Origin of the sequence: Streptomyces sp. NPDC051738, from assembly GCF_044453205.1 — a bacterium.
Taxonomy (GTDB): domain Bacteria; phylum Actinomycetota; class Actinomycetes; order Streptomycetales; family Streptomycetaceae; genus Streptomyces.
In genome coordinates, this window is the sequence record NZ_JBITCM010000039.1 from 30,688 (window position 1) to 49,412 (window position 18,725).

At 69.0% G+C, this 18,725-nt stretch carries 20 protein-coding genes; 11 read left to right on the forward strand and 9 right to left on the reverse strand.

Annotated features, from left to right (window positions below; genetic code table 11):
* The first annotated feature begins 127 nt into the window (after nt 1–127).
* Entirely contained in the window at nt 128–868 is a 741-nt protein-coding gene (locus ACIA8X_RS45745; protein ID WP_393462718.1) for a polysaccharide deacetylase family protein, read from the forward strand.
* Here the strand turns inward: ACIA8X_RS45745 and ACIA8X_RS45750 are convergent.
* Together ACIA8X_RS45750 and ACIA8X_RS45755 are read right to left on the reverse strand one after the other, a co-directional pair.
* A complete protein-coding gene (locus tag ACIA8X_RS45750) occupies nt 856–3,660 on the reverse strand; it encodes an ATP-binding protein (RefSeq protein WP_399460733.1) in 2,805 nt (934 codons plus the stop codon). The two genes, ACIA8X_RS45745 and ACIA8X_RS45750, sit on opposite strands and share 13 nt — an antisense overlap.
* Before the next feature lie 167 nt (nt 3,661–3,827).
* Nucleotides 3,828–4,469, reverse strand: a complete 642-nt coding sequence (locus tag ACIA8X_RS45755) for an MBL fold metallo-hydrolase (RefSeq protein WP_399460734.1) — start codon at nt 4,467–4,469, stop codon at nt 3,828–3,830.
* 250 nt (nt 4,470–4,719) lie between these two features.
* Here ACIA8X_RS45755 and ACIA8X_RS45760 point away from each other — a divergent pair, with 250 nt between their 5' ends.
* The 6 genes from ACIA8X_RS45760 (at nt 4,720) to ACIA8X_RS45785 (ending at nt 7,218) form a co-directional block, all read left to right on the forward strand.
* Nucleotides 4,720–5,136, forward strand: a complete 417-nt coding sequence (locus ACIA8X_RS45760) for an SsgA family sporulation/cell division regulator (protein WP_393462721.1) — start codon at nt 4,720–4,722, stop codon at nt 5,134–5,136.
* A 26-nt stretch (nt 5,137–5,162) separates the two neighbouring features.
* Complete coding sequence (locus ACIA8X_RS45765) at nt 5,163–5,393, forward strand: hypothetical protein (RefSeq protein ID WP_399460735.1); 231 nt, start codon at nt 5,163–5,165, stop codon at nt 5,391–5,393.
* Nucleotides 5,372–5,665: a DUF1003 domain-containing protein gene (locus tag ACIA8X_RS45770; protein ID WP_393462723.1), complete on the forward strand. Its 294-nt coding sequence runs from the start codon at nt 5,372–5,374 to the stop codon at nt 5,663–5,665. The genes ACIA8X_RS45765 and ACIA8X_RS45770 overlap by 22 nt, the downstream gene beginning before the upstream one ends.
* Nucleotides 5,666–5,694: 29 nt before the next feature.
* Nucleotides 5,695–5,826, forward strand: a complete 132-nt coding sequence (locus ACIA8X_RS45775; RefSeq protein ID WP_393462737.1) for a hypothetical protein — start codon at nt 5,695–5,697, stop codon at nt 5,824–5,826.
* Nucleotides 5,823–6,200: a hypothetical protein gene (locus ACIA8X_RS45780; protein WP_393462724.1), complete on the forward strand. Its 378-nt coding sequence runs from the start codon at nt 5,823–5,825 to the stop codon at nt 6,198–6,200. The genes ACIA8X_RS45775 and ACIA8X_RS45780 overlap by 4 nt, the downstream gene beginning before the upstream one ends.
* A gap of 82 nt (nt 6,201–6,282) precedes the next feature.
* Complete coding sequence (locus ACIA8X_RS45785) at nt 6,283–7,218, forward strand: sigma-70 family RNA polymerase sigma factor (RefSeq protein WP_393462725.1); 936 nt, start codon at nt 6,283–6,285, stop codon at nt 7,216–7,218.
* A 29-nt stretch (nt 7,219–7,247) separates the two neighbouring features.
* On the opposite strand, the gene ACIA8X_RS45790 is transcribed toward ACIA8X_RS45785, so the two are convergent.
* Complete coding sequence (locus ACIA8X_RS45790; protein WP_393462726.1) at nt 7,248–8,123, reverse strand: RNA polymerase subunit sigma; 876 nt, start codon at nt 8,121–8,123, stop codon at nt 7,248–7,250.
* Between the two features lie 204 nt (nt 8,124–8,327).
* On the opposite strand from ACIA8X_RS45790, the gene ACIA8X_RS45795 reads away from it, so the two are divergent.
* Nucleotides 8,328–8,573, forward strand: a complete 246-nt coding sequence (locus ACIA8X_RS45795; protein WP_399460736.1) for a WhiB family transcriptional regulator — start codon at nt 8,328–8,330, stop codon at nt 8,571–8,573.
* Nucleotides 8,574–8,659: 86 nt separating this feature from the next.
* Here the strand turns inward: ACIA8X_RS45795 and ACIA8X_RS45800 are convergent, their stop codons facing one another.
* The 4 genes from ACIA8X_RS45800 to aceE form a co-directional block, all read right to left on the reverse strand.
* Nucleotides 8,660–9,403: an SDR family oxidoreductase gene (locus ACIA8X_RS45800; RefSeq protein WP_393462728.1), complete on the reverse strand. Its 744-nt coding sequence runs from the start codon at nt 9,401–9,403 to the stop codon at nt 8,660–8,662.
* Between the two features lie 75 nt (nt 9,404–9,478).
* Nucleotides 9,479–11,215, reverse strand: a complete 1,737-nt coding sequence (locus ACIA8X_RS45805) for an FAD-binding protein (protein ID WP_399460737.1) — start codon at nt 11,213–11,215, stop codon at nt 9,479–9,481.
* 47 nt (nt 11,216–11,262) lie between these two features.
* The gene (locus ACIA8X_RS45810; protein ID WP_393462730.1) at nt 11,263–11,754 is read right to left on the reverse strand and encodes an Ohr family peroxiredoxin; all 492 of its coding nucleotides are present in this window, start codon (nt 11,752–11,754) and stop codon (nt 11,263–11,265) included.
* 88 nt (nt 11,755–11,842) lie between these two features.
* The gene (gene aceE / locus ACIA8X_RS45815; RefSeq protein WP_399460738.1) at nt 11,843–14,530 is read right to left on the reverse strand and encodes a pyruvate dehydrogenase (acetyl-transferring), homodimeric type; all 2,688 of its coding nucleotides are present in this window, start codon (nt 14,528–14,530) and stop codon (nt 11,843–11,845) included.
* A gap of 209 nt (nt 14,531–14,739) precedes the next feature.
* Between aceE and ACIA8X_RS45820 the strand changes: the two genes are divergently transcribed.
* The 3 genes from ACIA8X_RS45820 to ACIA8X_RS45830 all read left to right on the forward strand — a co-directional run bounded on the left by ACIA8X_RS45820 (nt 14,740) and on the right by ACIA8X_RS45830 (nt 16,398).
* A complete protein-coding gene (locus tag ACIA8X_RS45820) occupies nt 14,740–15,183 on the forward strand; it encodes a cupin domain-containing protein (RefSeq protein ID WP_393462732.1) in 444 nt (147 codons plus the stop codon).
* A gap of 70 nt (nt 15,184–15,253) precedes the next feature.
* The gene (locus ACIA8X_RS45825) at nt 15,254–15,805 is read left to right on the forward strand and encodes a DUF5134 domain-containing protein (protein WP_393462733.1); all 552 of its coding nucleotides are present in this window, start codon (nt 15,254–15,256) and stop codon (nt 15,803–15,805) included.
* 119 nt (nt 15,806–15,924) lie between these two features.
* The gene (locus ACIA8X_RS45830) at nt 15,925–16,398 is read left to right on the forward strand and encodes a carboxymuconolactone decarboxylase family protein (protein ID WP_393462734.1); all 474 of its coding nucleotides are present in this window, start codon (nt 15,925–15,927) and stop codon (nt 16,396–16,398) included.
* 142 nt (nt 16,399–16,540) lie between these two features.
* Here the strand turns inward: ACIA8X_RS45830 and ACIA8X_RS45835 are convergent, their stop codons facing one another.
* On the reverse strand, nt 16,541–16,783 hold the full coding sequence (locus tag ACIA8X_RS45835) for a hypothetical protein (RefSeq protein ID WP_393462735.1): 243 nt from the start codon (nt 16,781–16,783) through the stop codon (nt 16,541–16,543).
* Nucleotides 16,784–17,807: 1,024 nt separating this feature from the next.
* Nucleotides 17,808–18,521, reverse strand: a complete 714-nt coding sequence (locus ACIA8X_RS45840; protein WP_393462736.1) for a TetR/AcrR family transcriptional regulator — start codon at nt 18,519–18,521, stop codon at nt 17,808–17,810.
* Nucleotides 18,522–18,725 lie beyond the last annotated feature (204 nt).

Genomic DNA, 18,725 nt, shown 5'->3' on the forward strand with positions numbered 1-18,725 from the left:
GAGGCGAACCCACTCGGAATCACCACGAACCCTGTCCAGGGATGGATCTCGCATGCCCTTCAACACAAGAATCAACGCACGAATCACCACGCGAATCACCACGCGAATACGACGCTCTCGCATCCTCATGGCCGTCACCACAGCCGTGGCCGCCGTCCTGACCGTCGCGCTGACGCTGGCCCTGACGGTCACGACCTACGATCACACCTCGCCGCGCGCCGCCCGCGCCAAGGCATCAGGATCCGTGGCCGGAAAGGTCGACTGCCGCAAGGCGAAGTGCGTCGCCCTCACCTTCGACGGCGGCCCCAGCCCGACGACCCCCGGGCTGCTGGACATCCTGAAACAGGAGGGTCTGCACGTCACCTTCTTCGTGCAGGGCAAAGGCCATATCGCGAAGTACCCCGAGATCCTGCGCCGGATGGCGGACGAAGGGCACGAGATCGGCAATCACACCTGGACCCACGAGCGGTTGACGGATCTCGGCACCGAGGACGCCCGCCGGGAGTTGACCCGGACGCAGGACGCCGTCGAGAGGATCACCGGCAGCAAGCCCGGACTGATGCGTCCGCCGGAGGGCCGCACCAACCGCAAAGTGGCCGGGATCTGCCGGGACTTGGGGCTGGCGCAGGTGCTGTGGAGCGTCACGGCCAAGGACTACGAGACGACCGACTCGGCCCTGATCACCCAGCGGGTGCTCGACCAGACCCACCGCGACGGCATCATCCTGCTGCACGACCTGCACAAGGGAACCGTGCCCGCCATCCCGGGGATCCTCAAGGCGCTCGAACAACGCGGCTACACCATCGTCACGGTGTCCCAGCTGCTCGCCCCTGCCAAGCCCCGGCCGGGGATGGTCTACCGGCCCTGAGGGAGTGCCGCGAGCGCATCTCTGAGTGCCGCGCGTGAGGCGATCTGGAGTTTCGGGAACAGCTGGTAGAGGTGCGAACCCACGGTACGCGGGGACAGGTGGAGGCGTTCCCCGATCTGCTTGTTGGTCAGCCCGGACGCGGCCAGGTGAGCGATCTCCAGTTCCTGCGCGGTGAGCGTCACGGAGTCGCGCGTCGCCCTGGTCCGGGACCGGCCGGTGGCGCGGAGTTCGCCCGCGGCCCGGTCGGCCCACGGCCGGGCGCCCAGGCGCTCGAACGCCTGAGCCGCCGCGTCCAGTTGCGCCCGTGCTTCCGTGATCGAGCGCATGCGCCTCAGGTGCTCCCCGTAGGCCAGTCGTATCCGCGCCAGATCGAACGGCCAGTCTTCCACTCCCGGGACGGCCAGGGCCTGCTCGAAACGTTCGGGCGCTTGGTCGTCGAGCGGGACGAGCGCAGCCGACCCCTCCACGAGCAGGGCCAGCCGGGGAGAGAAGGACACGATCCCCGACTCCCGTACCGCGCGGACGTGCACCTCCGCCTCGGCGGTGCGCCCGGTGTGGACCGCCGCCTCCACCAGATCCATGCAGGCCCACATGGCGTGGGGAACATGGGACGCGAGATGGCCGGCGGGACTGATCGCCACGGCGTGGTGATGGGCGGCCTCGTAATCCCCCTCACCGAGTGAGGCAAGGACGCGGGCATGGCCGGCGCAGGCCACCGCTCCCAGAACGCCGCGGGGCACGGCCCACTGCGTGATGCGGTCGGCCAGCGCACGGCTCTCCTCGAAGCGCCCGTGGACGGCGGCGAGCAGCGCCTGGATGTAGTGGAAGTACCAGGACAGGAACCGGTACCGGTGTTCCTCACAGATCCTCAGACCTTCGTCGGCCAGCGTTCCGGCTGCCTCCCACCGGCCGATCAGGAAGTCGTCCAGGCACAGGTTCATGAGTGCGCGGATGTACTGGCGGACGGGGCCGCCACGGCGTCCCTCGCGGACCACGTGCCCGGAGACGTCGCGCACTTGAGCGAGCCGGTCCGGGGTGACCGTGGCCATGGTGGCATGGACGATGCGCCCGGGGTCTTCCCCGTCGGGGAGGCCGGCGAGGATCGAATCGAGCTCCTTCAGTCCGGCCGCTCCGGTACGTGCCGGTTCGGCCAGCGTCCTGCTGCACGCGGAAAGCGACAGGGGAGGAGCCGGCTTGAGGCGTCGCAGCACCGTCTCGAAGCGATCCCACAGGTCGGCGCGGCCTCCGCACCAGCACACCAGAAACAGGGTGTGCATCGCCTCGACGAGTGTGTCGTCCCCGGCGTCATAGCCGTGCGTACCGGTCTCGACGGCGTCCACGAGGAGGCGGTGCGCCGTCTCGACGTCGCCGTTGCCGCTGTTGAGCAGGACGAGCGCTGCCGTGGTGGCGGTGCGCAGAGAGCCGGTGAGGTCCGGGGCGGCTTTCCGGGCGCCGCCGAGCAGTTCGGCGGCCGCGCGCAGCTCACCGGTCGCGTGGGCCTCGAGGTAGGCGGCTTCCGTCAGCCGGCGTCCTCGGTCCTCGGGACGGGGGCTAAGTTCAGCGGATCTGGTCAGGGCGGCGACCGCTCCCGCGGCGTCGCCCCGTCGGGCGAGGCCCTGCCCGGCCGTCTCCAGCAGCGCCGCGACCCGCTCGTCGGGAACGAGGGTCGCCTCTCCGAGATGCCAGGCTCTTCGCTCGGGCTCCTCCGCGCGGATCTCGGCGAGCGAGCGATGAGACCGGCAGCGCTCGGTCAGCGTGCTGGTCTCGATGACCGCGGCCCGGATCAGCGGATGACGGAAGGCGACACGGCGGTTCGTGGCGTCAACGGTGATCAGGCCGTCCGATTCCGCCGCTGCCAGGGCCTTCGGCGTCCCCGAGTCTGCCGAACCCGTCCCCAGCACGCCCAGATCTCCGGTGCCGTCGAGCGCGAGGAGCAGCAGGAGCCGCCGTGATGCGGCCGGAAGGCTGGACACCTGCGGCGTGTAGAGGGTCCTCAGGCGCGGGGAGAGGGGCAGTGCGGCGGGCAGATCGGCCAGCGCGCCGCGTTGCGGGCCGCTCAGCGCGGTGGGGAGTTCCAGCAGCACCAGGGGATTGCCCTGCGCCTGAGCCAGGACTCGGTCCCGAACCCGCACGGCGAGTTCCGGAAAGTGTGCCCCGAGCAGTTCCGTGGCCGCCCTGTGGTCGAGTGGCGGCAGCTCGTACTCGGGAAGTCCGGCCCGCTCGAAGAAGGTTCCGGTTCCGGTCCTGGAGGCGGCTAGAAAGCCGATACGGTCGCTCGCCGGCCGACGGGCGACGTAGTCCAGGACCATCGAACTGGCCCGGTCTAGCCAGGCGAGATCATCCACGACGATGAGCACGGGGCGTTCGGCGGCCGCTCGGCGCAACAGGAAAAGCACAGAGTCCGTGACGAGAGTCCTGTCGGGCACCGGACCGCCGCCAAAACCCAGGGCACCCCGCAGAGCCTCCCGATACGGGTCCGGCAGGTGCTCGTACCGGTCGCTCAGCGAAAAGAGGAGCTGGTGGAGGCCGGCGTACGCGAGCTCCGCCTCGGACCGGACACCGGCGGCCGACAGTACCCGGGCCCCCGTCGCCGCCATGACCTCGGCGACCTCACCCAGCAGTGCACTCTTGCCCACGCCCGGTTCCCCGGACAGCAGCAGAGCACGGCCCTCGACCGTTCCCGGCCCGAGGAGAGCCGTGATCTGCTGGAGTTGCTGTGCACGACCCACCAGCCCGTACGGCGCATCACCGTTCGCGTCCGCCGGTCGTTCGGCGCGAGAGCGGAGTGACATGGAAACTCCGTACGTCGTGGGGGCCGCGTTGCCGCCCTGCAGCGGGAGGGCCTGGAGACACCCTGCACCGGTTCGCGGGTGCCTGCATCAGTCAGGTGACCATGACCGCCGTCAAGTGACCATGACCGCCTTCGACAGTACGACCGCCGCGCTCTTCGGGAAAGCAATCAGATCTCGTCCAGCTCTTCCAAGGGGTTGAACCTGAGGTAGAGGGTGCTGATTCCAGGCCCGTTCTCCCCCAGCAGACCGTCGACCACCGCGATCCCCATCGAGTTGAGCGTGCCGTCATGCATGGGCACGGCCCGCTCCGGCGCGACTTCACGCACCCAGTCGATGAGGTCGCGGACGCGGGCCCACGGTGTGTGCACCGGCACCAGCAGTGTTCTGACCGGCTTGTCGGGCACGGTCAGCGCGTCGCCGGGATGGAACAGGCTCCGGTCGACGAGAAAGCCGGTGTTCGCGACGGCCGGGACGTCCGGGTGCAGCGTCGCATGCCGGGCACCGTGTGCCTCGATCTCGAAACCGGCGGCCGTGAACACGTCCCCGTGACCGATGACGTGCAGCTGATCACCCAGTCCGGTCAGCACCTCGGCGACGGCCGCCACCGTCCACACCTGCAGACCGCGATTCGCCTCCGCGGCTCTGCGCACACGGGCCTCGGTGAAGTGATCGACGTGTTCGTGCGTCACCAGAATCGCGTCGGCGCGCTCCACCGACTCGTCCTCGGTCCAGCATCCGGGATCGATGACCAGGCTTCCCCCGGGACTTTCGAGCCGGACACACGCGTGGCCGAACCTTGTCAGTTTCACTGATTCCTCTCACCCCCCGTCGCCGCGGACGGCCAGTGTCACTCGCGCGGTCGGAGTCCCGCATCGGTCATCCGACCTGATGTGACACCGATGACCGGGGGCGGCGGATCTGCGGGTCGTTTGACTGATGCCGCGGCCTCGGGCGCCCTCACAGAATCGGGAAGTCCATGAATCTCCCTGGACCTCCCCTGATCCCACCGGTTCACCGAGCGGCGATGAGATGAGAAAACCCGGCAGTTGCAGTCTGGCAGTGGCCCGAATACCCGTCCGCCTGGTCCTCGCCGACGAGGTGGTCCTGCCCGTGATGCTCGATCTGTGCTACGACAGCGCCGATCCCTACGCGGTGTCCCTGACGTTTCACCTGTTCACCGATGAATCCGTGGAGTGGGTGATCGGCCGCGACCTCCTCCTGGAGGGACAGCAGGGGCTCGCCGGCATGGGCGACGTACAGGTGTGGCCGTCCCGCCGTCCGTGGGTGGGCAAGGTACACATCGCGCTGGCCCCCTGCGCGAAGAGAGACGCGGTGATCGTGACCGCCCCGGCGCGGGCCCTCGACGCCTTCCTGCGGCGAACCCTTGATGTGGTGCCCGCAGGCACCGAGGAATGCCACCTGAACCTGGACGGAACCGTCCGCCAACTCCTGCGCGGCCCCGGCGAACCCCGCTGACGGGACCTGCCCTTCTGGAGGTCATTGTGCTCAGTCCGACCAAGGTGCCATCCGGGACCCCGCCTGCGTCCCCGGTACGCAAGCATCCTGCCTACCTCGAACTGCAGAGGGAGCGCGCCGCAGACGTCGAGCTGCGCATGGCCGACTGGATCGCCCGGTTCGCCGGGTCGATGCGGTTCGTCTACATCCACGCGGTCCTGTTCGCGGGATGGATGCTGTGGATGGAGAAGAGCCCGTGGGAGACACGCTCACGCTGATCGTCTCGCTGGAGGCCATCTTCCTGTCGACCTTCGTGATGATCGGCCAGAACCGGCAGGCCGAGTTCTCCCGCAAGAAGGCCGCCCACGACTACGAGGCGCAGGAACTCGAACTGCGTCACAACACCGAGCTGACCCGGCTCATCCACGCGCTCACCGTCGAGATCCACCAGGCGGTGACGACCGCGGGCGACGACGCCGACCATGCACACGCGCCCCGAACCGGAGACCGGGACGGGGGCTGTCACATCTGCCCGCGCTGCCCGGTCTAACTGATGTCGGACAAGCACCCGAGGAAATCATGCGCGAGATTCTGATCGTCGGCGGCGGCTACGCGGGCTTCTACACCGCATGGGGCCTGGAGAAGAAGCTGCGTCGCGGCGAGGCACAGGGCCCCGGCGTCGGTCTGACGGGTGAGGAGACCGCCGCATGAGCATATGGGGGTCGCCCTTCCACCGGGAGCACGCCATCGACACGCGCGAGGAGGCCGCCCGTGGCCTGATCGACATCGAGAGCTACCTGTACCGGAGGGCCCATGCGGGAGAGGCCCGTCGGCGCGTGGCGGGATTCACCGCACGGCTACAGGGGCTGCCCCGGGAGCAGAAGCGGGAGATCGAGCAGTGGTACGTCGCCGAACAGATGTACGTCGCCCGTATGGTCACCGATCACATCGCCGTCCGTATCCACATCGTGGAAGAACATCGCATCCGGACCTGGCGCCGGCTCCGGAGAACACTCGCCGCGATGGCCCTCCTCACCGTCGCGCTCGTGGCGTGCGTCGTTGTGGCCCTGTGTTCGCCGGGGTGACCACCGTCCCCGGTTCCGTCACAGTAGAAGGCGGATCCGGTCAACAGAGCACGTGCAACTGAGCAACGGAGACCACAGGATCATGCCTCTCGAACCGTCCCCCAGGTCACGCGACGACCTCGACGCGGCCGTTTCCGTCTTCGTACAGCACCGGAGGCGTCTCTTCGGCATCGCCTACCGCATGCTCGGCAGCGTGGTCGAGGCCGAGGACGTGGTCCAGGAGGTGTGGCTGCGGTGGCAGCTGACCGACCGCTCGGTGGTGGCCAATCCGGCTGCCTTTCTGTCGAGCATCACGACCCACCTGGCCATCAACGTCACGCAGTCGGCCCGCGTGCGTCGGGAGACCTACGTCGGACCGTGGCTGCCGGAACCCGTCGACACGAGCTCCGACCCGGAGGTGGGGGCTCAGCGCGCGGAGGCCCTGGAGCTGGCGCTGCTGCTGGTGATGGAGAAACTCACCCCCACCGAGCGCGCCGCGTACGTGCTGCGCGAGGCGTTCGACTACTCCTATGCCGAGATCGCCGGAATCCTCGAGCTCAGCCTCGTGAACGTACGGAAGATCGTGAGCCGTGCCCGCAAGCATCTGTCGGACGAGCAACGGGAGAGCGTGGACGCGGCCGAGCACCGACGCCTCCTCACCGTCTTCGTCTCAGCTGCTCAGACGGGGGATGTGGCGGCGCTGGAGGCCCTGCTCACCCCCGATGCCGTGAGCCTGTCGGACGGCAACGGCATGCGGGGCTGCGCCCGAGTACCCGTGCTGGGTCGCGAACGCGTCGCCAGGCTGTCGACCTATCGGCCGTTCTGGCGGGGAGCGGAGTTCACGCTGGTCGACGCCAATGGAGGCGCGGGTGTGATGGTCAGCAAGGACGGCCGGCCCGTGACGTTCATGACGGCGTCCGCCTCGAAGGCCGGCATCTTCCAGCTGATGTGGGTGATGAGCCCGAGCAAGATCGCCGCGTTCCTCGGCTCGCGTTCCCGCTTCGAAACCGCCTCCGGCCCTGCGTCGGACGGTGTGTGACCGCGGCAAGGTGACGCTCTCCACCGCGGTCACGGGCTCCAGCCCGAGCCGCCATGGGTCCGGCGTCGGTTCCACGACCGCAGCTTGTCGGGGTTGAGCATGACCCAGACCTGGGCGACATGGTCGTCGGCGACGTCGAGACTGATGACGGCGGCAACCTGACAGCCGTAGCGGGCGACGAGGCCGGTACGGCCGTTGACGGACTGCGCGGTCAGACCGGTGCGCGGGCGACCGGCCAGGAGTGTCAGCAGGCTGTCGGCGACCGGCCGGCTGCCGTGGACCGGCCCGGTCAGCGCCCGTACCTTGCCGCCACCGTCGAAGAACGCGATGACGTCCGAACACAGCAGAGACGCAAGCAGTTCGCCGTCCTGCGCTGCGCATGCCCGAAGCACCGCATGGACCACGGCATCGTGCTGCTGCGGTGTCGTGGACTGGGAACGCCGAACCCGCAGCCACTGCCTGGCCCGATCGGTGAGTTCGGCGACCTCCGGCTCCGTACGGCCCACGATGTCGGCCACCGCGCCGGGGGCCATCCCGAAGGCGTCGAGCACGAACGCCGCCCGCTCGGCCGGCGACAGCGACTCCAGCGCGTCCAGCACGATCCGGCCGGCCTCCTCCTCCGCGTCCGTCGGCCGTGTCCGGTGGTCCTCCTCGTGCCCGGCCGTCCCCCGGCCGGACAGTGCCAGCCGGCTCAGGCAAATGGCACCCGCAGTCTTCGCCAACCACGACCGGGGAACAGTGATCCCCCGACGCACCGCATCGGGAAGCTCGTACCAACGAAGGTAGGTCTCGCCGACAACGCGCTCCGCCTCCGCCAGGTTGCCCAGCATCCAGTTGGCAACCTCCAGCAGAAACCGGCGTTCCTCCAGCAACTCGGCGATCGGCACCGCGTCGCCCCGGTCCATACGCCCTCCTCTCCCACACCGCCTGCTCGCATGGATGCCGTCGGTCTTCGGCTCCGCCTCTGAGACCGGGAACCAGTGGTCCTTTTGACAGGCCCGGCCCGCCGAATCGAAATTCGGCCGTGTGTCACACATGCGCCGGTTACCTGGTCTTATATGGCAGCCCCGCACTTCTTTCCCCTGACTCCCGAACGAGGTGGTCATGCCATGGACTGGCGCGAGCGGGCAGAATGCCTGCGCGTAGACCCCGATCTGTTCTTCCCGATATCAAACAGTGGCCCGACGCTTCGGCAGATCGACGAGGCCAAGGCTGTTTGCCGCCGTTGTCCTGTCGTGGAGCGGTGCCTCGACTGGGCTGTGCGGACGGGACAGGCCGAGGGGATTTGGGGCGGAATGACGGACGGTGAACGCCGTGCGGCACAAGGGCGCAGAACTCTGTCGGCGCAACCCTGAAGGTCAGCCCTGGCAGCTCGGCGCCCGCTCCCTCACGGAGGCAGGGATGGCCCTCTCCTGCCGGCAAGGGCCACCCGCTGGGTTTACTACTGCCGCGCGAGCCAGTCGGCGTACCTGGTCTCGGCGATATGCGCGCCCGGACCCGGCAGGAGTGTGGTCTCCTGCAATTCGGCACCCCAGTAGCGAGCCTGCGGGTCCGTGACGACCGTGCGGAGGTCGTTCTCGGCGGCGAGCACCTTGCGGATGAGTTCGTCGAGCTGGAACGCCTCCGGGCCCGCGACCTCCACCACGCCACCCACCGGGGTGCCGACCGCGGTGCGGGCGACGGCTGCGGCCACCTCGTCGGAGACGATGGGCTGGATCTTCACGGGCGCCAGGCGCACCGTGCCGCCCTCGGTGGCCGAGTCCGCGATCCCCTTCATGAACTCGAAGAACTGGGTGGCGTGGACGATGGAGTAGGGAATGCCGGAGTCCTTGATCAGGTCCTCCTGGGCCTGCTTGGCGCGCAAGTACCCGCTCTCCTGGAGGCGTTCGGTGCCGACGACCGACAGCACGACATGGTGCCGCACACCGGCCTCGGTCTCCGCCTTCAGCAGGTTGGCCGTGGAGGTGCGGAAGAACTCCATGACGGCGTCGTCCTCGAACGAGGGGGAGTTGGACACGTCGACCACGACCGACGCGCCCTCCAGGACCTCGGCCAGCCCCTCGCCCGTCAGGGTGTTGACGCCGGTGTTGGGCGCGGCCGCGACCGCCTCGTGCCCGTGCTCGCCCAGCCGGGCGACCACCTTCGAGCCGATGAGCCCGGTCCCACCGATCACTACGACCTTCATGACGACATTCCTTTCGGGTTTTCCTGGTGCCTGTACCAGTAGAGACAGGGCCGGGGCTCTATCTGTGACAGGGGTTTATTCGACGAGTTTTCCCTGGGTCGAGACCTCCTCCATCGGGGCGGAAATCTCGTCGGGGACGGGCGGAATACTCTCGCGGGTGATACCGGTGGTCGGGGACCACAGGAGATTGACCTGGAGAGCGGGATCCGGCTCGGGGTAGTCGCTGCGGTTGTGGCACCCGCGGGTTTCGCGGCGCTCCAGTGCCGCTTCGAGGGTGGCCCGCGCGGCCAGTGCGGCGGACTTGAGGTCGAAGGCGTGCGCGAGGTCCTGGTAGCCGGCGATGTCGGGGTGCACGCCGACGTCCTCCATCCTCTTCTCGATGACCGCGAGTTCGGCCAGCCCGGCGCGCAGGCCCTCCTCGTCGCGTACGACTCCCGCGTGCTCGGTCATGGTGTTGCGGATGGCGCGCTGCAGGGCGCGGACGTTCTCCGGCCCGTCGGCCGCGAGCAGTTCGTCCATCTCCGCCCGGGCTGCCGCGACCGCTGACGCCGACCGCGGCTGGGCGGTCAGCGACTGCGAGTAGGCGGCGGCATCCTGCCCCGTGATGCGGCCGAAGACCAGCAGCTCGATGAGGCTGTTCCCGCCGAGACGGTTGGCGCCGTGCAGCCCGCTGGATGCCTCACCGATGGCGTACAGGCCGCGGACGTCGGTGCTGTGGTCCTCGGGTCGTACCCACACGCCGCCCATCGAGTAGTGCGCGGTGGGTGCGATCTCGATCGGGTCGCGGGTGATGTCCAGCATCTGTACGTCCAGCAGGGTCTGGTAGACGCGAGGCAGCCGCGTCATGATCGTCTGCCGGGGCAGGTGGGAGACGTCGAGCCAGACGCCGCCCTTGGGGGTACCGCGGCCCTCCTTGATCTCCGTGTAGGCGGCCAGCGCCACGCGGTCGCGGGTGGACAGCTCCATCCGGTCGGGGTCGTAGCGGGCCATGAAGCGTTCCCCGAGCACGTTGCGCAGGATCCCGCCCTCGCCCCGGGCGGCCTCGCTGACCAGGGTGCCGGCCGCGTTCTCCGGCTCGATGATCCCGGACGGATGGAACTGCACCAGCTCCGCGTCCCGCAGCCGGGCCCCCGCCTCCACGGCCAGGCGGAAGGAGTCGCCGGTGTTCTCGTCGCGCCGCGAGGAAGTACGCCGCCAGATGCGCGTGTGACCGCCCGCCGCAAGGATCACGGCGTCCGCGTGGATCAGGTAGCGCGTCCCCGTCGCGAGGTCGAATCCGTACGCACCGAACACAGCGCCGTCGTGCACCAGCAGCCGGGTGATGTAGACGCCATCGAGCACAGGGATGGTGAGTTGCTCCGCGCGCCGGACGAGCGTGCGCTGGATCTCCAGACCGGTGTAGTCGCCGGCGAACGCGGTGCGCCGGAACTTGTGCGCGCCAAAGAAGCGCTGGGAGATCCGGCCGTCCTCCTCCCGGGCGAAGGCCATGCTGTAGCGCTCCAGGTCGTCGATGCCCCGGGCGGCGCCCCGGGTGACGATCTCGACGGTGCGGGGGTCGGCCAGCAGATAGCTCTCCTTGAGCGTGTCGGCCGCGTGCTGCTGCCAGCTGTCCTCGGGGTCCACGGTGGCCAGCGCGGCGTTGATGCCGCCGGCCGCCAGTGCCGTATGGGCGTCCTCCTTCGGGCGCTTGCCGACGGCGAGGACGTCGACGCCAGCCCCGGCCAGCTCGATCGCCGCCCGCAGACCGGCACCGTGGTGGCAAGACGTTGTTCGGTGACAGCCACGGTCCACTCCGATCGCCTGGGTCTTCACTCACTACGACCGGACGGCCCCGCGATCTGTGACAGCCCGCCGTGTCGTCAGGAGGCCAGCGTGATGGTGGTCGGCGTACCCCGCCAGGCCATCCTCGCGTAGGGGCAGAGCGAATCGGCCCGCTCCAGGAGCGGAGCGGCGGTCTCGGGGGCGATGCCCGGCCACCTGACCACCAAGTCGACATGCAACTGGTAGCCGCCGTCTTCGGGGTCCCGGCCAAACGCCACGGTCGCCTCGACGGCGATCGCCGTGGGATCGAACGCGGTCTGTCGTGCCACCAGGCTCAGCGCCCCGTGGAAGCAGGCGGCGAACGCGGCGGCGAACAGCTGCTCGGGATTCGTTCCCTGGCCGTCTCCTCCCAGTTCGGCCGGGGTGCGGAGATCCAGATCGAGGACTCCGTCGGCCGAGCGGGCCTTGCCCGAGGCCCGCCCGTGTGCCGCTGAACCGCCGGTCACCGTCACCGTCGTGGTGTAGAGGGGAGCGAAGGACTTTCCGTCGAAGTCCTTCTCGGTGGGCAGGTCGGGCGGCTGAATCGCCATGGTGAGGGCACCTTCGCGTCGTGGCGTGGATCCGGACGACTGGTAGACCGGAGAGTCCCGTCTCGTGTGACGCCCGTGCCTGTCACGGTCACTCGTGCCATCCGTACCACTCGCATGCCTGTGCGACCGTCTCCGCGTGGACCGCGCCGACACCCGCCAGCCGGTCCAGGGCGGCGACGACGATGGACTCGGCGTCCACCCGGAAGTACCGGCGTACGGCGTCACGCGTGTCCGACAGGCCGAAGCCGTCCGTGCCCAGCGACGAGTAGTCGTGCCCGACCCACTGGCTGATCTGGTCGGGCACCTGACGCATCCAGTCGCTGACCGCCAGCACGGGGCCCGGGGCACCCGCCAGCGCCTCCGTCACGTACGGGACGCGCTCCTCACCCCGCAGCCGCGCCCGGTCGGCGTCCAGGGCGTCGCGGCGCAGCTCCGTCCAGGAGGTCACCGACCAGACGTCGGCGTGGACGCCCCAGGTGGACAGCAGGAGTTCCTGGGCCGCCAGCGCCCAGTGGATGGCCGTGCCGGACGCCAGCAGCTGGATCCGCGGTCGTTCCTCGTTCGTCTCCGCCTGCCGAAAACGGTAGATGCCCCGCAGGATTCCTTCCTCGACCGAGGGCCCGGCGGGCATCGGCGGCTGCGGTTTGGGTTCGTTGTAGACCGTCAGGTAGTAGAAGACGTCCTCGGGCCGGTCGCCGTACATGCGGCGCAGCCCGTCCCTGACGATCACCCCGATCTCGTACGCGAAGGCCGGGTCGTAGCACACGGCGGCCGGATTCGTGGACGCCAGCAGGTGGGAGTGTCCGTCGGCGTGCTGCAGTCCCTCCCCCGTCATCGTCGTACGGCCCGCCGTCGCCCCGATGACGAACCCGCGCCCCATCTGGTCGGCCAGAGCCCAGAACTGGTCGCCCGTGCGCTGGAAACCGAACATGGCGTAGAAGATGTAGAACGGGATCATGGGCTCGCCATGCGTAGCGTACGACGTCGCCGCGGCCGTGAACTCGGCCAGGGAACCGGCCTCGGTGATGCCCTCGTCGATGAGTTGACCGTTCCTGGCCTCCCGGTAGTACAGCAACTGGTCGGCGTCGACCGGCTCGTAGGTCTGGCCGTCCGGTGAGTAGATCCCCGCCGTCGGGAACAGGGACTCCATGCCGAACGTGCGGGCCTCGTCCGGGATGATCGGCACCCAGCGCGGTCCCGTGTCCTGGTCCCGCATCAGGTCCTTGACGAGGCGGACCAGGGCCATGGTGGTGGCCACCTCCTGGTTGCCGAAGCCCTTCTCCAGGGTTTCGAAGGGGCGGGCCGGCGGCTGCTTCAGCGGCTTGGCCACCACCCTGCGCACCGGGGCGGGACCGCCCAGCACGGCACGCCGCTCGCGCAGGTACCGCACCTCCTCCGAGTTCTCACCGGGGTGCCAGTACGGCACCAAGTCACCGCTCAACGCGCTGTCGGAGATGGGGAGTTCGAGAAGGTCCCGCATCTCGCGGAACTGCGCCATCGTCAGCTTCTTCATCTGGTGGTTGGCGTTGCGCGACTCGAAGGCCCGGCCCAGCGTGTGGCCCTTCACCGTCTGGGCAAGGACGACGGTCGGCGCGCCCCGGTACTCGACGGCGGCCCGATAGGCGGCGTAGACCTTGAGCGGCTCGTGCCCGCCCCGGGAGTTCTCGAACAGATCGGTCAGCCTGCCGTCGCTCAGCCCGGCGGCGATGCCGGAGAGCGCGTCGCCGGTGAAGAAGTGCTTGCGGATGTAGGCGGCGTCCCGGGTGACGTACGTCTGCAGCTGGGCGTCGGGCACCTCGCCGAGGCGGTGGACCAGGGCACCGGTGGTGTCCTGCCGCAGAAGGGGGTCCCAGGCTTCGCCCCACAGGGACTTCACGACGTGCCAGCCCGCACCGCGGAACCTGGCTTCGAGTTCCTGCACGATCTTGGAGTTCGGCCGTACGGGACCGTCCAGACGTTGGAGGTTGCAGTTGACGACGAAGGTGAGGTTGTCGAGCCGCTCGCGGGCGGCGAGCGCCAGGGCGGCCGTCGCCTCGGGCTCGTCCGTCTCCCCGTCCCCGAGGAAGGCCCAGACCCGGGACGCGGACGTGTCCTTGATGCCTCTGGCGTGCAGGTAGCGGTTGAACCGGGCCTGGTAGACGGCGGCCAGCGGGCCGAGCCCCATGGAGACGGTCGGGAACTCCCACAGCCAGGGCAGTCGTCGGGGATGCGGGTACGACGGCAGACCGTCGCCGCCCGCCTCCCGCCGGAAGCCGTCCAACTGCTGCTCGCTCAGGCGCCCTTCGAGGAACACGCGCGCGTAGATGCCCGGCGAGGCATGCCCCTGGAAGTACAGCTGGTCGCCCGAACCGTCCCCGTCCTTGCCCCTGAAGAAGTGGTTGAACCCGATCTCGTAGAGCCAGGCCGCCGAGGCGTACGTGGATATGTGGCCACCGAGCCCGAAGCGGGCGCCGCGGGTCACCATCGCCGCCGCGTTCCACCGGTTCAGGGCGGTGATCCTGGCCTCCATGGCGAGGTCACCGGGAAAGGCCGGCTGCGCCGACGCCGGGACGGTGTTGATGTAGTCGGTGGACAGGAGCCCGGGGAGCGCGATGCCGGTCCTGGCCGCGTGCTCGTACACCCGCCGCAGCAGGTACACAGCCCGTTCCGGGCCTGCGCTGCGCACGACGGCGTCGAGCGACGCCTGCCATTCGGCGGTCTCCTCGGCGTCACGGTCGGGCAGCTGGTCCAGTTCGCTGGTGGCGGTGGCCTCGGCGGGCCTGGCCGGATCGATCATGGCAGCCTCCTGCGGGACGGGGGTTGAGGGGAAGGCGCCGACCGGGACCGGATGTGACCGGTGCCGGTCGGTGGCATGAGGCCGACCGCCCGCTACAGCTAGGACCGGGCTCGCGCCGATGTTGTGACGCCGTTGCCGCCCCGGTGTCACGGATCCACCGCGCATCCGGTCATCACTGGCAACGAACCGGACGCATGGAGGTGCGACCCATGTCGGACAAGAACTCAGTGCACGGGACCGTCGAGCAGCCACGGTCGGAGGGGTGGAAGACGGCGGCGACGATGCTGCAGGACGCCGCACCGATCTCCGTCCCCGAAGGCGCCTCGGCGATGACCATTCAGGTGGAGTGGGAGCCCGGAGACCCGGGAACTCCGCCCCATCGCCACTCGGGGCCGGCGTTCGGATACGTCGTCGAGGGCGCGGTCCGTTTCGAGCTGGAGGGAGAGCCGGAGCGCGTGATCGGGGCCGGCGGGACGTTCTGGGAGCCGGGCGGTGACGTAATCCATTATCAGGACGGCAACGACCTCACCGATGCGCGGACCCGGTTCGTCGTGACCATGATGTGCGCGCCGGGTCAACCGATGCTCACGCTGGTCGACGAGGAGGAGTTGGAGAAGCGGGCCCACCTGCGTGCCCCGCGGCCCACCGGTTGAGCGGCTCCCCCGCTTGTGCGGGCCGGATGCGAACAGGACCCGTCCGCTGCGTGGAAGAGGGCGACGAGGCATGAGTGCCGCCGACGTCGTGCACTGGATGCTGACCGCGCTGTTCGCGGCAGCGGCCGTGCACGCGGTGCGCAAGGGCGTCCTGACCCGGAGTTCCGGGTGGCGCGGTCGAGTCGACCGCTCCCTGCACGCCGCCATGGCCCTGTCCATGGCGGTGATGCCGTGGGCCTGGGGACACCTGCTGCCGGAGGTGCCGCAGTCGGCGTTGTTCGCAGTCGGCGCAGTGTGGTTCCCGGCGAGCGCACGCGGGCGCTCCCAGGCATCCCGACTGGCCGACCTCGTACGGCGGTTGCCCCACGCCGCCGGCATGGCCGCGATGGCCTGGATGCACCTCGGTCACTCCATGGAGACGAAGGGCGGCGATCTGGTCACCGGAGTGCTGACGCTGTACCTCCTCGCGTGCGCGCTTCGGTCACTCACCCGGGACATGCCCGCACTGCGCGGAACTTCGGGCACCGTGGACGTCGCCACCGACGCGCACGCGCCTTACGAGCACTTCTGGCACGGATCGATGGCTCTGGGCACGGCCATCCTGCTGCTCATGCACTGCTGACCGGCTGGCCGTCTGACCGCCGGTCGCGAACTCCCGCCACATCACACCGCCTTCGGTGTCACACCTTGTGGTGCTGCCCGGTCAATAGTGCGTAACTGCGACTCGGTTAGGAGATCCCCATGGATCCGCGTCTCGACTACTACGGCAACTCCCTCGGGGCCAAGGTGGTGAAGCACCTCTACTCGGCCAGCAAGGCGCTGGCGGACTCGACGTTGCCGACCACGATTCAGCACCTGGTGGAGATCCGTGCCAGCCAGATCAACGGGTGCGGCTTCTGCACCGACATGCACACCAAGGAGGCGGTCCACGCCGGGGAGACCTCGGTGCGGCTCAACCTGATCGCCGCCTGGCGTGAGGCGACGGTCTTCACCGAGGACGAGCGCGCCGCGCTGGAGCTGACCGAGCAGGGCACCCGGGTCGCGGACGCAGCCGGCGGGGTCACCGACGAGGCGTGGACGAACGCCGCCAAATACTTCGACGAGGACCAGCTCGTCGCGCTGACCTCCCTCATCGCGGTCATCAACACCTACAACCGCATCAACATCATCACCCGCCAGCCGGCCGGCGACTACCAGGTGGGCCAGTTCGGCTGAGCCGGAGGGCCTGGCCAGGCCGGATACGCACGGTGAGTGCCTCCGGCGCCAGGACTTGGGCCGGAAGATTCCGGCGGTCGCCTCCGGAACACCTCGTCCGCGACCGCCGAATCCCCGGGATGGCGGGACACCGTCCGCACCTTCAACGGTTCTGGTTGCCTGGCAAATAACCTGCCCCCCCGATCAGTGCGAGCGTCATCTCCTGCCACGTCGCCTTCAATACCGCGTCACTGAACGCCGGTTGTAACGGCGAGTTGAGCACATGCGTCGGCTTGGCGTGGCGGCCTCGCGGCCTGCCGTGCAGGGCGAAGTCCGACCGGATCGTCGTCCGGGTCCGCAGCAGCGTCCGACGCACCATTGGATGCAGGCTGGATGCCGAGACCACGACGCTGAGCTACTCCTCCGGGAGACCCGCCACGGCGTACTCACCGGTCTCGCTACGCACCAGCTGACGTCTGACGTCCCCGCGCGTCGATGACGGTCACCGCGGCATTGCGGACCGGGCGGCCCTCCTGATCCTGAACCGGCCGGTGAGGACGGCCGATCGCCGGCGTTCCCACGATCACACCGAACGGAAGTACCAAGAACCTGGCCCCGCACTCCTTCTTCAGCATCGGTCGCGCCTCAGCGAGGGCACCCCGAAGCTGAAGCTGTTCGGCGCGCGCCTTGGTCCTCTCCCTATGGCTCACGCTGAGACGACCTGGGCTTGGCCCGGAAACGCTGCACCACGATCAGGCCAGATCCTCTGGGGTTCCACGGTCCGGGCTCGGGCGATCTTGTACGTGAAACGCCTGGATCCGCTCAACGGTTCACCGCTGCTACCGGAAATCCCCGAGCCCCGCACAGAGGACCTCCAACCGTTCATGCACGGCTGGAGCCCCTACGGACCCATCTGTTGAGCGGACTCTCCGCCAGACTCCCTGACCCGCCAGACCGCGAACTGCAGCGCTCCTTGCACCGCAAATCAGCGCTGGCAAAACCTGACCGATCTTCGCCAAGTTTCCGTATACACGGGGCTCGGGAACTGCGTATCCCGCCTCACCTGACCTGCTCCATCGACCGAGTGACGCCCCGTCAGAACGTGCGTCAAACGTGCGTCAAGGTATCGCCCGTAACGCCCACAGCGCACATTACGCACACCACCCGAACCTGCAGGTCAGGCACCCTTTGCCGCAGGCTCAAGGATCGCGACACACTCAACATGGTGCGTCATCACACAACGTGTGGAACAAAACGTGTGTAAGTGATCGCAGTTCACAGCCTCGCCAGCGCAAATCGGGACGAAACGCAGAGGTGCGTTACGAGCGCTACTTGCGGCAATTTGACGCACGTTGAGACCCAGCCGAGCGCCGCGGCACGAGCCACCCCGCCAGCAGAGCGCGGTTGCCGTCGGGGCGTCGGCCGATCGCTCAGCGCCGCTTGCCGGTCTCGGGGAGGTTGACGCCGTGGCTGGCGCGTCGCATGGCCTCGTACAGGGCGGCGTCCTCCGGCGGGTCCGGTAGCGGGCCGCGGGCGGGGGCCTGAAAGGACTGCACCATCCATGCCACGAGGCGGCGCCAGGCGTCCGGGGCGGCGTCGCCGGTGGCGCTGAGGACGCCGGCGTTGGCCATCAACAGCAGGACGAGATCGCGGCTGGTGAATTCCTCGCGGAGTTGCCCGCTATCCTTGGCGCGGCCGATGAGTCCGAGGAAGCCGTGGAACGCCTCGGTGCGCCGTGCCTCCAGGGCCTCGGCGCCTGGGAAGCTCATGGTCAGGATGTCGGCAAAGCCGCGGTCGGCGGCCTGCATCGCGCAGACCTTCTCGATGTAACCGGTGAAGCCGCTCCACGGGTCCGGGTCCGCCAGCGCCTCGGCGGTGGCCTGGGCGTACGCCTCCATGCGGTCCGCGAAGACGGCTGCGACCAGGTCCTCCTTGCCGGGGAAGTGGCGGAAGAGGGTGGCGATCCCGACTTCGGCCTGCCGCGCGACCGAGGCCATCGAGGCGCTCAGCCCGTCGCGCCCGAAGACCGTGCGTGCGGCGGCGATGATCCGCTCCCGGTTGCGCTCTGCGTCGCTGCGCAGGGGCGGGGTTGCCGGGCGGGCCGTCTTGCCGGTGCCGTCGGCACGCTGGTCCTGGGGGTTCATGTCGGCCAGGCTAGCAAACCGGAATAACCTATCCAGTTCCCGTGTTACGCTCGATCACGAATCGGATAGGGCTTTCCGGATTGAAAACGGATAGCCCTATCCACCCACACCCTAGAGGTTGTCCCGTAACCGGTGGGGCGGTTGGTGCGTTGGCTGGGCATGGGTGGGGTGATCTCAGCGGATGATCCGAAGTGGATCGAGCCG

Excerpts from the sequence above, each read along its gene's own strand:
- ACIA8X_RS45745 (WP_393462718.1), top strand. The coding sequence starts at position 128 with ATGGCCGTCACCACAGCCGTGGCCGCCGTCCTGACCGTCGCGCTGACG.
- ACIA8X_RS45750 (WP_399460733.1), bottom strand. The coding sequence starts at position 3,660 with ATGTCACTCCGCTCTCGCGCCGAACGACCGGCGGACGCGAACGGTGAT.
- ACIA8X_RS45785 (WP_393462725.1), top strand. The coding sequence starts at position 6,283 with ATGCCTCTCGAACCGTCCCCCAGGTCACGCGACGACCTCGACGCGGCC.
- ACIA8X_RS45790 (WP_393462726.1), bottom strand. The coding sequence starts at position 8,123 with ATGGACCGGGGCGACGCGGTGCCGATCGCCGAGTTGCTGGAGGAACGC.
- ACIA8X_RS45820 (WP_393462732.1), top strand. The coding sequence starts at position 14,740 with ATGTCGGACAAGAACTCAGTGCACGGGACCGTCGAGCAGCCACGGTCG.
- ACIA8X_RS45830 (WP_393462734.1), top strand. The coding sequence starts at position 15,925 with ATGGATCCGCGTCTCGACTACTACGGCAACTCCCTCGGGGCCAAGGTG.
- aceE (WP_399460738.1), bottom strand. The coding sequence starts at position 14,530 with ATGATCGATCCGGCCAGGCCCGCCGAGGCCACCGCCACCAGCGAACTG.
- ACIA8X_RS45825 (WP_393462733.1), top strand. The coding sequence starts at position 15,254 with ATGAGTGCCGCCGACGTCGTGCACTGGATGCTGACCGCGCTGTTCGCG.
- ACIA8X_RS45840 (WP_393462736.1), bottom strand. The coding sequence starts at position 18,521 with ATGAACCCCCAGGACCAGCGTGCCGACGGCACCGGCAAGACGGCCCGC.
- ACIA8X_RS45775 (WP_393462737.1), top strand. The coding sequence starts at position 5,695 with ATGCGCGAGATTCTGATCGTCGGCGGCGGCTACGCGGGCTTCTACACC.
- ACIA8X_RS45795 (WP_399460736.1), top strand. The coding sequence starts at position 8,328 with ATGGACTGGCGCGAGCGGGCAGAATGCCTGCGCGTAGACCCCGATCTG.
- ACIA8X_RS45810 (WP_393462730.1), bottom strand. The coding sequence starts at position 11,754 with ATGGCGATTCAGCCGCCCGACCTGCCCACCGAGAAGGACTTCGACGGA.
- ACIA8X_RS45780 (WP_393462724.1), top strand. The coding sequence starts at position 5,823 with ATGAGCATATGGGGGTCGCCCTTCCACCGGGAGCACGCCATCGACACG.
- ACIA8X_RS45800 (WP_393462728.1), bottom strand. The coding sequence starts at position 9,403 with ATGAAGGTCGTAGTGATCGGTGGGACCGGGCTCATCGGCTCGAAGGTG.